Here is a 12,947-nt window from a genome sequence, read left to right on the forward strand (position 1 = left end):
AAACTTTAAACGAAAAACAAGATGATTTTAGAAATGAAAGTCCCATCACCAGGGGAATCAATTAAAGAAGTTGAAATTGCAACTTGGTTAGTAAAAGATGGCGATTATGTAGAAAAAGATCAAGCTATTGCAGAGGTTGACTCAGATAAAGCAACACTTGAACTGCCTGCTGAAGCAAGTGGAATTATCACACTAAAAGCGGAAGAAGGTGATGCGGTAGCAGTAGGTGCAGTCGTTTGTTTAATTGATACAGAAGGTGTAAAACCATCTGGAGCAACTACCGAATCAAAAAGCGAAGCTCCTAAAGAGGAGACTCCAAAAGAAGAAGCTCCAAAGGCTGAGGTTAAAGCTGAAGCACCAAAAGCAGCTCCAGCAGTAACTTCTCATGCAGCGGGAAGTCCTTCGCCAGCAGCAAGAAAAATCTTAGATGAAAAAAATATAGCTCCAGCTACTGTTTCAGGAACAGGAAAAGGAGGAAGAATCACTAAAGACGATGCTGTAAACGCAATGCCTTCAATGGGAACTCCAACAGGAGGAAATCGTGGTTCTGAGCGTTCAAAATTATCAATGTTGCGTCGTAAAGTAGCGGAAAGATTAGTTTCTGCTAAAAATGAAACAGCAATGTTAACTACTTTTAACGAAGTGAACATGTCTCCAATTAATGCGATTCGTAATGAATACAAAGATGCTTTTAAAGCAAAGCACGCTGGGGTTGGTTTAGGATACATGTCTTTCTTTACCAAAGCAGTTACTAGAGCATTAGAGTTGTATCCAGATGTAAACTCTATGATGGATGGTGATTATAAAGTAGCTTACGATTTTGCTGATATTTCGATTGCAGTTTCAGGTCCAAAAGGTTTGATGGTTCCTGTAGTTCGCAATGCTGAGAATTTATCTTTCCGTGGTGTTGAAGCAGAAATTAAAAGATTAGCGATTAAAGCGCGTGACGGTCAAATAACGGTTGACGACATGACTGGTGGTACTTTTACAATTACCAACGGAGGTGTTTTCGGAAGTATGTTGTCTACGCCAATTATCAATCCGCCACAATCAGGAATTTTAGGAATGCACAATATTATTGAGCGCCCAATTGCGGTGAATGGTAAAGTTGAAATTCACCCAATGATGTACGTGGCATTATCATATGACCACAGAATTATTGACGGTCGTGAGTCTGTTGGCTTCTTAGTAGCAGTTAAAGAGGCGTTAGAGAATCCAATGGAGTTATTGATGGATAACAATCCTAAAAAAGCATTAGAGTTGTAATAACAACGTATTTAGCTATAAAAAAATCCCAGATTCGTTAAGAGTCTGGGATTTTTTGGTTTATTGGTTTGGTTGTAATGCTATTTTTTAAAATAAGATATCCTATTTGCAGTTTTTAACGTTTGCAATTCGGCTGTCCGAATAATCTACTTCGGTAAGACAGCTGTCGTTCCAGAAAAACCACTTTCCTATTTTGTTTCCGTTTCGGTATTCAGCAATAGCTTTTTTATGCCCCGCTTCATCATAGGCGATCCAAGTACCATCGAGTTTTCCATTTTTAAAAAAACCTTGTTGCTGCACGGTGCCATTCTCAAAATAATACGTGGCTTTTACTTTGCTATCGACAACTTCTAACTCCGGCTTTGTCTGTTGTGAAGATACAACTGCCGAAATCAATATTGCTACTAAACTTAAAGAATTTTTCATGTTTTAGTTTTAAATGTTAGCCAGTTCTCCATCAAATATAAAAAATAGTTTACATTAAATAAACTTTTAGTTAACAATTTAATAACACAACAGAAAACCTTAACATTAGAATTTTCTGATAAATAAAAAAGCCAGCACATTTGTGCTGGCTTTTTCTATCTAAAATTGGTTTGCTTCTTACTTCAATAAAGCATTTAATTGACCTTCTAAGTCTCCTGAAGATGGGCGAGAAGCATTAGCATCAACTACGTTTCCGTTTGGGTCTATTAATATAAAACGTGGAATTCCGGTAATGTTATAGCTGGTTACAAACTCTGAGTTCCAGTCTTTATCAGCGATAAGCTGAATGCCTCCTAATTGTTTGTCAGTAACAAATTTTTTCCATTTGTCATGGTCTTTTGCTGCATCTATAGAAATACTAACGAAAACAACATTTTTACCATGAAATTCTTTTTCTATTTTTTGAAGATATGGAATTTCCATACGGCACGGTGCACACCACGTGGCCCACATATCAAGATAAACATATTTGCCTTTTAAGTCAGATAACTTGGTTTTTCCACCTGCGTGGTTTTCATAATCAAACGTTGGTGAAGGTTTGCCACCCAAAGAATTCATTTTTTGGTTGTTGTCGTATTCCATTTTTGCATATTCATTGGATTTTAGCATCGACTTTTTGTACGCTTCTTTAAAATCCTTGTCGTAAAGTCCATTTTCTATCGCTTCACTTTCAAATTTTTGCTTGGCTGCTAATAATTTTTCAAATTCTTCAGGCCCTTTTGTAAAAGCTTCATTTTGGAAAGTTTCGTCACGCAAAGCAGATTGAGCCAAAAAATTATTTTCGTCAGCACCTTTACCAGTATAAACGATTGTCTCGTCAAATTGAGCTGCATCCATGGTCAACTTAATGTCGTCGCCCGGTTTTAAAAATAAATTGGAAACTTCTTGTTTGTCTGAAAATTGATAAAAGCCTTTTGGCCCTTCAAAGCTGGTGCTAAATGTGCCTTTTTTGTCAAGTATAATAATTTTGTTGAATTTGTTAGCTCCTCTAATCATTAGAGTGTCACTATTTCTATTGGCAATTTTTGCTGTAAAGTCAATACGGCCTACAGAAGTTTGTGCGTAAGAGCAGCTCATTGCAAGTAACAGTAACCAGGTAAGTTTTTTCATTGTAATTTATTTAGTTATAGCAAAAATAATCTAATTTTTGTTTAAAGGTATAAAAAAAACTAGCACTGATTATCGATAATATTTTAGAATATACAGGTTTTCTAGTTTTTGTGTTTACTTTTGCAAACTAAAATAGGAATCATGTATAGAAGTCATAATTGTGGCGAATTAAACGCCTCTCACATTAATACAGAAGTTACACTTGCTGGTTGGGTACAAAAATCTCGTGATAAAGGATTTATGAATTGGATTGACTTGCGTGATCGGTACGGGATCACGCAGCTTATTTTTGACGAAGGTCGTACCGATAAAACTGTTTTTGAATTAGCAAAAACACTAGGTCGTGAATTTGTAGTTCAGGTAAAAGGTATCGTAATTGAACGTGAAGCAAAAAATAAAAATATAGCCACAGGTGAAATAGAGATCTTAGTTTCTGAACTAACTATTTTAAATAGCGCATTAACTCCTCCGTTTACGATTGAAGATGAAACGGATGGCGGTGAAGATATTCGTATGAAATACCGTTACTTGGATATTCGAAGAAATCCCGTAAAAAACAGTTTACTGTTTCGTCATAAAGTAGCTATGGAAGTGCGTAAGTATTTATCGGACCTAGATTTCTGTGAAGTAGAAACTCCATATCTGATCAAATCTACTCCAGAAGGAGCTAGAGATTTTGTGGTGCCAAGCCGCATGAACGAAGGGCAATTTTATGCCTTGCCGCAATCGCCACAAACTTTTAAGCAATTACTAATGGTGGGCGGAATGGATAAATATTTTCAAATTGTAAAATGTTTTCGCGACGAAGATTTACGTGCCGATCGTCAACCTGAGTTTACTCAAATTGACTGCGAGATGGCCTTTGTAGAGCAAGAAGATATTTTGAATGTATTTGAAGGGCTAACAAGACATTTATTGCAAGAAATAAAAGGAGTTACAGTAGAAAAATTTCCTAGAATGACATACGAGCATGCTATGAAAACCTATGGTAACGACAAGCCAGACATTCGTTTTGGGATGGAGTTCGGTGAATTGAACGAATTTGCACAACATAAAGAATTTCCTGTATTTAATGCTGCTGAATTGGTAGTTGGAATTGCAGTTCCTAATGCGGGAAACTATACGCGTAAAGAAATTGATGCTTTAATTGACTGGGTTAAAAGGCCTCAAGTTGGTGCAAGCGGAATGGTGTATGCAAAGTGCAATGAAGATGGTACTTACAAATCATCAGTTGATAAATTTTACGCTCAGGAAGATTTAGCGCAGTGGGCAAAAATAACTGGTGCAACAGCGGGGGATATGATTTTTGTTCTTTCTGGTCCTGCCAACAAAACGCGTACACAATTGAGTGCTTTGCGTATGGAATTGGCGACACGTTTGGGCTTAAGAAAGCCAGAAGAATTTGCTCCACTGTGGGTAGTTGATTTTCCTTTATTAGAGTTTGATGAAGAAAGTGGTCGTTACCATGCCATGCATCATCCATTTACATCTCCAAAACCAGAAGACTTACATTTATTACCAACCGACCCAGGCAAAGTTCGTGCAAATGCGTACGACATGGTTTTAAATGGAAATGAAATAGGTGGTGGTTCTATTCGTATTCACGATAAAGCGACGCAACAAATGATGTTCAAGTATTTGGGTTTCACAGATGAAGAAGCCAAAGCGCAATTTGGATTTTTAATGGATGCTTTTCAATTTGGGGCACCTCCACATGGTGGCTTAGCCTTTGGTTTAGACCGATTGGTTGCGATTTTAGGTGGTCAAGAAACGATTAGAGACTTTATCGCATTTCCAAAAAATAATTCGGGAAGAGATGTAATGATCGATGCGCCAGCTGCGATTGATGAGAAACAATTAAAGGAATTGAATATTAAATTAAGATAAAGAGCATTAATACGAATGCAAAAGCCTCGAACTTTTCGAGGCTTTTTTGGTTTGTAACTTTGATACAATTCCTTGTAAAGAGATTATGATTTCTCATAAAAAAACGGCATTTTCGTTGTGGTTTTTTAAGAAACAAATACAGGTTAAGTAGCCTTTTTGAAAAACAAAAAAGGAGTGAAAATCATTTTGATTTTCACTCCTTTACTTTGGTTAATTTCAATTACAAAACTTGCAATTGAAGAAGCTCAGTTGTAAAGATATACATTACTTTATTTAGCTGGAATGATATCAATGATTACGGTTCGATTGTAAAAACGCTCTTCGGGAAACTTGTTATCAAAAGGGGCATCGTTTGGATTTTCTCCAAAACCGTTAACTACAAACTTAACATCGTTACGACCTGCTTTTGATAGGCTGCTTTCAATAATAGTTTTTGTGTCATTAGCACGTGCTAGTGACAACTCTTGATTGTAAGTTTCTTCTCCAATGATATCCGTATAACCTTTAATTAATACTGTTGCACCTATTGGAATTTGAGTTGTAACAATATCAGAAAGATATCTTTCGTAAATGTTAGTAGCCTTAGATTCGTTAAAATCATAAATAATACTGTAACGAATTCCTTGCTCAAATGTAGCAGGAGTCCACAAGGTAACGTGCGTTTTGACTTCTTTTTCAGATAATTTTCCACTTTTAGTTGTACCGATCATTTTTGCAGTATAGTCACCTTGTGATCGACTTCCCAAAATGGTAGCGGTGGGTAGGCTAACAGTATCTTCTGTATATGGTCCGAAGTTTTTAATTTTTCCATTCTCATCCTTTAGTTCCATGTTCCATGAACTGAATGCTTCTGTAGCTCCCGCATTCTGAAATACGACATAACTTTCAAGCGGCGCTTCTTGCGGCGCATTTATTACTACTGGTTTCAAAGGAGCATTTGGCCCATTTTGAAATTCCATTAACAGTACTGGCGAATTACTTTCTATTGAAACCCTGCGGTCTCCCTCTCGTAATAATTCTAGCTCACGTGTTCCTCCAGGTTGTTCTGACGGATTTTTTGGCTTTTCACGCCCTTCAACTAAAATTCTTTCTGAAGAAATTTCAAATACATTTACTAAATAGGATTGAATGGCAGTTGCCATTTCTAAACCGTTTGCCTGTCCCTTGTCAGAAGAGCCTACCAAAGTTATTTTTGCTGAAGGGTTTTTTTGCATGCGATCGCCTAAAATGTTTAAAACATTATAGTACACAATCATTTGGCGTTTTGATCGTTCTGAAAGATTTTCTGAATTTGAAACTTTCAATTGATCTTCCTTGAAATCTTTGACTTGCTCTTTTCGTAACAATTCATATCGTGCCGGAATCTGGCTAGAACCTTCGTCGAAAAAGACATAATTACGAAGCGGAAAAATTTCACTAGCGGGTCTTCTTTCCGAATAATTACTCGGGGAATTGATTGAAAATTGTGATTCGCTGTCGATTACTTCAAGGGTCTCACTTCTAGTTCCTGTTCCAAATTTTAGTGCCACACCAGCTCGTACTGTAGTTATATTCCACGTTTCTACTGAACGAGGATGCTGACCAAAATAGGGCTGAAAGGCTACAAAAGGAGAAAGTACAAATTGTGTTTTCTTGCCTGATGCAGTAAGTGGAATGTCGTAACCGGCTCCAATTTGAATTGAAAGTATGGTTTTTTCAACATCACTAAAATCGCCTTTTATCGCTTCTCCTTCTATTTGGTTTGGAAATGCGGGATTAGCGTGCAATTGGTATGTGAATGATTTATCGACATTGAAAGCTAATCTTGGTCCACCGTATAAATAAAACCCAGATTTGAATGGTGCAAAACGCACGCTTGGCTCTAGTGTTATATAGCTAAGATCTGTCTTTAAATCAGCTGGACAGTTGCAGTCACTAAGTACTTGATCAAAAGAGCCTTTACGACTGTCGTAACCTGCTTGAAACATTATTCCCCATTTTGAATTTGCGGGACGGTATTCAATAAGTGGTGCTGCAAATAGTCCAATCCCATCACCATCATGAAATGCAACTGGCGGAGTAAAGGCAGCATTCATTTTTTGGGTCGAACCTTCAAAGAAATTAAAGTTAGCTCCGGCGACTGCTCCAAAGTACCAAGAAGGTTTGCTGTAATCTGTGTCTTGTGCTTGTAAGGATGTTAGCGAACTAACTAAAACCAGAACAGCTACCATAAAATGTCTAAGAACTAGACTATGGCTGCAGAAAAGTATTGGATACGGTTCCTTTTTATATTTATATATATTGATCATAAAGTGATGAATTAAGGTTTAGTTATCGTATTTGTATCAGTCATTACTACGGCACCGTTACTGGCTAGCATTCTGCCTACAGCAGTTGCGTGAGATCCCATAGTTATAGATGTTAATGCTAAAACGTTTCCTTTGAAACTGGTGTAGTCTCCTATTGTTGCAGAACTACCTGTTTGCCAATAAATATTTTTAGCTTGAGCTCCATTCGTTAAGATTACGTTTCCACCAGCACCCCCAACTGTTGTAAAAGCAGCAGCAATTTGAAATACAAAAATAGCATTCGGGTCTCCTTGTGCGTCAAGCGTAAGGTCGCCAGACTGAATAAGCAGTGTTGAAGTCGATTTATAAACTCCTGGTGCTAGCGTTAATCCACCTTGGTCACCAGAAACGGTTGTAGTTGCTGGCATACCTTCGATTTGTAAATAAGCGTCAGACAAATCTTGTTTTGCTTGTTGCAGTACAGCTGCTATCCCTGCTGGAGCAATATCGTCGGAAGCATAGATAGCTCCATTAACAACTATTGCAGGAGGAAATCCGGTAATTGATGAGCGAACTCCGGGACTAATACCAACATTCATATTGTTAATTACACTAAAACCAGCATTATTACTAACGCCAACTCCTGCTAATATTCCAAAATTACCTGCAGACTTAAGATAATTAGTAAGTGCTGTTCCAGTTGTAAACTTCCAAACAAAGTCTGCTGTAAGTGCCTTACCTTGATCGCTTTTAGCCCCTGTTGTTACAGTCGCAGTGTACTCTTTGTTAGTTTCGAGCGCAATACTAGGAGTAAACTGAACTGTAGTTCCATTATAAGAAATAGTCCCAGTAAGTGCTGTAGTGCCTTGTTTTACACTAAACGTACTGTTGTTTAATGTTGTCGGATCCATAGCCATGTCAAACTGAGCGCTAATTATTTTGCTAACAGCTACATTTGTAGCAAGATTTTGAGGATCAGTAGTTAGTATTTTGGGTGCAACAGCTGTTTGTGTAGTGAACTTCCAGACGTGATTATTAGCAATAGCATTGCCTTGTGTGTTTTTTGCACCTGTGGTTATAGTGGCGGTATATTCTAAATTACTATTTAAAACAGTTGTTGGTACAAATTGAGCCGTTGTTCCACTATAGGAAACGGTTCCAGCGATTTGAGTTGTGCCTTGGTTTAGAGTGAAAGTTGTATTATTTAGCGTCATTGGATCCATCGCTGTGTCAAATTTCGCTGTAATTACTTTATTTAAAGGTACGGCGGTGGCCAAATCTAGTGGATCTGTCAAAATAATTTGTGGTGCGGTAAGTATACCCGTCGTGAACTTCCAAACATAATTTAAAGCAATGGGCGTTCCATCTAAATTTTTTGCACCAGTCGTGATTGTAGCAGTATATTCTGTATTAGCTGTTAAAGCAACTGTTGGTGTAAAGAACGCTTTGCTTTGATCGATAGTTACGGTACCAGCAATGGTAGTTGTTCCTTGTTTTAGAGTAAACGTTGCTGCATTTATAGATGCTATATCCATAGGCATGTTAAAGGTAGCGTTTACGATTTTGTTCAAAGGAATATCGATCGCATTGGCTAAAGGATCTGTAAGCACAATGGTTGGTGTAAGTAATTTACCAGTGCTAAAAGCCCAAATGTAATCTTCTTGCAAAGCATTTCCTTTTAAATCTTTTACGGTAGTCTTGATTACTGCAGTGTAAGTAGTATTGATTGCCAAGGGTACTGAAGGAGTAAACGACGCAGTTTGCCCTGTATACGAAATTGTACCATCAACGGGCGTGTTGTCTTGTAAAATGAAAGAGGCTTCTGTAAAAGTGTCAGAATCCATCTCCTCATTGAATGTAACTGTAATTATTTGATCAAGAGGTACATCTATAGCGCCATTAGCAGGTGCTGTTGCGACTACAACAGGGCAAACCCCAATGGTTTCTACGAAATCATCTTTCTCACATCCGGCTAGAACAGCAACGAATGCCAATAAAGAGAGTGTTAACGTTTGTTTAATTTTCATTTTTTAGAATTAAGCGTGAAATAGTTTTCACGTGGTAAAGATAAATTACATGCGACTGGAATGTTATACAATTAAGCCTTTTATTTGTATAATTTTTAGAATTTAATTTTTATCAGTTTTTACGTATTTAAGTTGAAAAATATTACTCTTAGTATTTATTTGTTGAATATTATTAAGCATTATAGTGCATTAAGTAAGAAATGGTTAAATAGTAGTTAATGATAAATGGTAGTATTTGTCCAAACAAAAGAAAATACGCTTGTTCTGCAGATGTTAATTCTGTACATAGTTGAAAATAAACTGCTACGTATAAAGATTAAACAATATTTAAAAAAATAGTAAAATATAGAAGGTTTATTGATAGTTGATTAAAGTAGTAGTGTTTGATGTTCAAATAGATGCGTTGTTTTTTAATTAAGTTAATTCTTGTTAAAATTTTATAAATATTGATTTTCTCTAGATTGTAAATCCCTGAATCTGCTTACCGATCTCTGAACATGAAAGTAAGTTCACAACTAAAAAAATATTATTTGTAAAATATTTTAACATAACATGTTGGTAGTATGATATTAAACGTTACATTTGCTTCATTATAAATTATTATTATTATTACAATGCGTACAGGTACAGTAAAATTTTTCAATGAGTCAAAAGGTTACGGATTCATTACAGACGAAGAAACAGGAAAAGATATCTTCGTTCATGCTTCAGGAATCAACGCGGAAGAATTGCGCGAAGGTGACCGTGTAAGTTACGAAGAAGAAGAAGGAAGAAAAGGTAAAGTTGCTGCTAAAGTTGCAGTAATCTAAGCAATAAATATAGCATTCTATTTTTTTTTGCCTACGAAAGGTAAAACGTTCCGATATATCGGAACGTTTTTTTTTATACCTAACTCAAAAAACTTACAAAAGAAGGCTGCTATTTATAATCAATAAAAATTATAACTAATGCCCGATTCAGTGGACACTTAAATCCGCTTTTGTCTTGTGATTTACATACATGCGAACTATCTTTGTGACTCATTTTTTATATATAATTCAAGGATTATGCAAGCCGATCAAATTAATTATATTCCAATCTTCATGCAGGCTGTTCTAGCTGTAGGATTTGTGGTAGGTACCATCATTATTTCTGGAAAATTAGGACCAAGTAGAAAGTCACAGAAGAAAGATAAAAGTTTTGAATGTGGAATAGAATCTGTGGGTAATGCCCGTATTCCTTTTTCAGTAAAATATTTCCTAGTAGCGATCTTGTTTGTGCTTTTTGATGTTGAAGTTATCTTCTTGTATCCTTGGGCAATTAATTTCCAAGAACTAGGATTAGAAGGAATGGTGAAAATGGTTATTTTCATGATGTTGCTTTTAGTTGGGTTCTTTTACATAATCAAAAAGAAGGCTTTAGAATGGGAATAAAGTACTGTTTGAAAATCAGTTTTGTAAAAGTTGATATTAGTGCTACTACCTTCTAAATGCTGTTTATTTTTATACAAAATAGTTTTACTTCTTCAAGAAGTTTTCTTGAAAATTAGAACTCAAAATCTAAAACGAATATGAGTAATTCAGATGTAAAAATCGTTGCTCCGCCAGAAGGTGTTTCTGGTGAGGGTTTTTTTGCTACAAAATTAAATGATGTAGTAGGATTGGCTCGTGCAAACTCCCTTTGGCCTTTGCCATTTGCAACTTCTTGTTGCGGGATTGAATTTATGGCTACCATGGCCTCGCATTATGATTTAGCGCGATTTGGATCAGAGCGTGTTAGCTTTTCTCCTCGTCAAGCAGATATGTTGTTGGTAATGGGAACTATTTCAAAAAAAATGGGACCTATTCTACGTCAAGTATATGAGCAAATGGCTGAACCTCGTTGGGTTATTGCTGTTGGTGCGTGTGCAACTTCAGGTGGTATTTTTGATACCTATTCTGTTTTGCAAGGTATTGATAAGGTAATTCCTGTTGATGTTTATGTGCCGGGATGTCCGCCAAGGCCAGAGCAAATTCTAGACGGCGTAATGAAATTGCAAGAGTTGGTACGAAGCGAGTCTGTTAGACGCAGAAGTTCGCCAGAATACCAAGAATTATTAGCATCGTATAATATTCAATAAAATGGCATTAGAGACTCAAAAAATACAAGAGAAACTTGTAGAAGCATTTGGAACTGATGTGTTTAACTTCGTTCAAGATAAAGATATTTTTACATTAGAAGTTTCTGCGGATGTAATTACTTCTGTGGTTTTATTTTTAAAGAACGATCCAGAATTGCGTTTTCACTTTCTTACCGATTTGTGTGGCGTACATTATCCTGATAATGAATTAGAGCGTCAATTTACCATTGTGTATCACATGCATAACTGGTACGAAAATGTACGACTGAAAGTTAAAGTTTTTATCAACGGTGAAAAGCCAGAGATAAAGACTGTGTCTAATATTTTTCTTTGTGCCAATTGGATGGAAAGAGAAACTTATGATTTTTACGGTGTAAATTTCATTGGTCATCCACAATTGAAACGAATTTTAAATATGGATGAAATGATTTCGTTTCCGATGAGAAAAGAATTCCCGATGGAAGATTCAGGAAGAACCGATAAAGACGATCGTTTCTTTGGAAGAACCACCACAAATTGTTAAAAGACAAACGTATAATTTTTCACATTAAATAAATGTCAGAACTATTATTATCACCAGAGCAGCGTTATGCTAAAATAATCAAGGAGAACCTAAATGAAGACGGAAGTGAACTTTCAATTCTGAATTTAGGACCTACTCACCCAGCGACACACGGTATTTTTCAAAACGTATGTTTAATGGATGGAGAGCGTATTCTTGATGCAGAACCAACGATTGGATATATTCACCGTGCTTTCGAAAAAATCGCCGAAAATAGACCGTTTTACCAAATTACTCCGCTAACTGACCGAATGAATTATTGTTCGTCTCCTATAAACAATATGGGATGGTGGATGACTGTGGAGAAAGCATTGGGTATTGAGGTGCCAAAGCGGGCACAATACCTTCGGGTAATTGCAATGGAGTTGGCTAGAATTACCGATCACTTAATTTGTAATTCAATTTTAGGTGTAGATACTGGTGCTTACACTGGGTTCTTGTACGTATTTCAATTTAGAGAAAAAGTATACGAAATTTACGAAGAAATTTGTGGCGCTCGTTTGACTACCAACATGGGTAGAATGGGTGGTTTCGAAAGAGATTGGTCTCCGGAAGCTTTTAGAAAACTAGATGTTTTTTTAGAAGAATTTCCAGCGGCTTGGAAAGAATTTGAAAATCTATTTGTTAGAAATAGAATTTTTATGGATAGAACAGTAAATGTTGGAACAATTGATGCCGAAAAAGCTATGGCTTATGGTTTTACTGGTCCAAATTTACGTGCTTCAGGTGTTGATTATGACGTGCGTGTAGCGCATCCATATTCTTCTTATGAAGATTTTGACTTTATTGTTCCAGTAGGAAAATCAGGAGATACGTACGATCGTTGGTGTGTAAGAAATGCTGAAGTCTGGGAGAGTTTAAGTATTATTCGTCAAGCCTTGGATAAAATGCCAGAAGGTCCTTACCATGCAGATGTACCCGATTATTACTTGCCTCCAAAAGAAGATGTGTATACGTCAATGGAAGCGTTGATATATCACTTTAAAATTGTAATGGGAGAAATTCCTGTTCCTGTAGGAGAAACGTATCATGCTGTTGAAGGAGGAAATGGAGAACTTGGTTTTTACTTAATAACTGATGGAAGTAGAACGCCTTACAGGTTGCACTTTAGAAGACCTTGCTTCATATATTATCAAGCGTATACGGAAATGATAAAAGGTTCAATGCTTTCTGACGCCATTGTAATTTTATCAAGTTTAAATGTTATTGCTGGAGAGTTGGATGCCTAATATTTTGGTTGGATT

General features: G+C 36.5%; 11 protein-coding genes. 7 read left to right on the top strand and 4 right to left on the bottom strand.

Annotation, left to right across the window (positions count from 1 at the left end; all coding sequences use genetic code 11):
* Nucleotides 1-21: 21 nt before the first annotated feature.
* The gene (odhB, locus tag AP058_RS14620; protein WP_066312499.1) at nt 22-1,266 is read left to right on the top strand and encodes a 2-oxoglutarate dehydrogenase complex dihydrolipoyllysine-residue succinyltransferase; all 1,245 of its coding nucleotides are present in this window, start codon (nt 22-24) and stop codon (nt 1,264-1,266) included.
* A gap of 102 nt (nt 1,267-1,368) precedes the next feature.
* Here odhB and AP058_RS14625 read toward each other — a convergent pair whose 3' ends face one another.
* Both AP058_RS14625 and AP058_RS14630 read right to left on the bottom strand, forming a co-directional pair.
* Nucleotides 1,369-1,692 (bottom strand): toxin-antitoxin system YwqK family antitoxin, encoded by a 324-nt coding sequence (locus AP058_RS14625; RefSeq protein WP_066312501.1) that lies wholly within the window; start codon nt 1,690-1,692, stop codon nt 1,369-1,371.
* Between the two features lie 177 nt (nt 1,693-1,869).
* Entirely contained in the window at nt 1,870-2,862 is a 993-nt protein-coding gene (locus tag AP058_RS14630; RefSeq protein WP_066312503.1) for a TlpA disulfide reductase family protein, read from the bottom strand.
* A 141-nt stretch (nt 2,863-3,003) separates the two neighbouring features.
* On the opposite strand from AP058_RS14630, the gene aspS reads away from it, so the two are divergent.
* On the top strand, nt 3,004-4,749 hold the full coding sequence (gene aspS / locus AP058_RS14635; RefSeq protein ID WP_066312504.1) for an aspartate--tRNA ligase: 1,746 nt from the start codon (nt 3,004-3,006) through the stop codon (nt 4,747-4,749).
* Nucleotides 4,750-5,018: 269 nt separating this feature from the next.
* Here the strand turns inward: aspS and AP058_RS14640 are convergent, their stop codons facing one another.
* Nucleotides 5,019-7,037, bottom strand: coding sequence for an OmpA family protein (locus AP058_RS14640; protein ID WP_066312506.1), 2,019 nt, complete (start codon nt 7,035-7,037; stop codon nt 5,019-5,021).
* A gap of 11 nt (nt 7,038-7,048) precedes the next feature.
* The gene (locus AP058_RS14645; protein ID WP_066312507.1) at nt 7,049-9,043 is read right to left on the bottom strand and encodes an Ig-like domain-containing protein; all 1,995 of its coding nucleotides are present in this window, start codon (nt 9,041-9,043) and stop codon (nt 7,049-7,051) included.
* Nucleotides 9,044-9,657: 614 nt separating this feature from the next.
* On the opposite strand from AP058_RS14645, the gene AP058_RS14650 reads away from it, so the two are divergent.
* From AP058_RS14650 to AP058_RS14670, 5 genes are all read left to right on the top strand, one after another.
* Nucleotides 9,658-9,852 (top strand): cold-shock protein, encoded by a 195-nt coding sequence (locus tag AP058_RS14650; RefSeq protein ID WP_007137066.1) that lies wholly within the window; start codon nt 9,658-9,660, stop codon nt 9,850-9,852.
* A gap of 237 nt (nt 9,853-10,089) precedes the next feature.
* On the top strand, nt 10,090-10,455 hold the full coding sequence (locus tag AP058_RS14655) for an NADH-quinone oxidoreductase subunit A (RefSeq protein WP_066312508.1): 366 nt from the start codon (nt 10,090-10,092) through the stop codon (nt 10,453-10,455).
* Nucleotides 10,456-10,592: 137 nt separating this feature from the next.
* Complete coding sequence (locus AP058_RS14660) at nt 10,593-11,141, top strand: NADH-quinone oxidoreductase subunit B (RefSeq protein ID WP_066312510.1); 549 nt, start codon at nt 10,593-10,595, stop codon at nt 11,139-11,141.
* A gap of 1 nt (nt 11,142) precedes the next feature.
* Nucleotides 11,143-11,664: an NADH-quinone oxidoreductase subunit C gene (locus tag AP058_RS14665; protein WP_066312512.1), complete on the top strand. Its 522-nt coding sequence runs from the start codon at nt 11,143-11,145 to the stop codon at nt 11,662-11,664.
* Between the two features lie 32 nt (nt 11,665-11,696).
* A complete protein-coding gene (locus tag AP058_RS14670) occupies nt 11,697-12,932 on the top strand; it encodes an NADH-quinone oxidoreductase subunit D (RefSeq protein ID WP_066312514.1) in 1,236 nt (411 codons plus the stop codon).
* The last annotated feature ends 15 nt before the right edge of the window (nt 12,933-12,947 follow it).

It is taken from the genome of Flavobacterium sp. TAB 87 (assembly GCF_001529295.1).
Classification (GTDB): Bacteria; Bacteroidota; Bacteroidia; order Flavobacteriales; family Flavobacteriaceae; genus Flavobacterium.

Coding starts and splice junctions, on each gene's coding strand:
- odhB (WP_066312499.1), top strand. CDS start 22: ATGATTTTAGAAATGAAAGTCCCATCACCAGGGGAATCAATTAAAGAA.
- AP058_RS14625 (WP_066312501.1), bottom strand. CDS start 1,692: ATGAAAAATTCTTTAAGTTTAGTAGCAATATTGATTTCGGCAGTTGTA.
- AP058_RS14630 (WP_066312503.1), bottom strand. CDS start 2,862: ATGAAAAAACTTACCTGGTTACTGTTACTTGCAATGAGCTGCTCTTAC.
- aspS (WP_066312504.1), top strand. CDS start 3,004: ATGTATAGAAGTCATAATTGTGGCGAATTAAACGCCTCTCACATTAAT.
- AP058_RS14640 (WP_066312506.1), bottom strand. CDS start 7,037: ATGATCAATATATATAAATATAAAAAGGAACCGTATCCAATACTTTTC.
- AP058_RS14645 (WP_066312507.1), bottom strand. CDS start 9,043: ATGAAAATTAAACAAACGTTAACACTCTCTTTATTGGCATTCGTTGCT.
- AP058_RS14650 (WP_007137066.1), top strand. CDS start 9,658: ATGCGTACAGGTACAGTAAAATTTTTCAATGAGTCAAAAGGTTACGGA.
- AP058_RS14655 (WP_066312508.1), top strand. CDS start 10,090: ATGCAAGCCGATCAAATTAATTATATTCCAATCTTCATGCAGGCTGTT.
- AP058_RS14660 (WP_066312510.1), top strand. CDS start 10,593: ATGAGTAATTCAGATGTAAAAATCGTTGCTCCGCCAGAAGGTGTTTCT.
- AP058_RS14665 (WP_066312512.1), top strand. CDS start 11,143: ATGGCATTAGAGACTCAAAAAATACAAGAGAAACTTGTAGAAGCATTT.
- AP058_RS14670 (WP_066312514.1), top strand. CDS start 11,697: ATGTCAGAACTATTATTATCACCAGAGCAGCGTTATGCTAAAATAATC.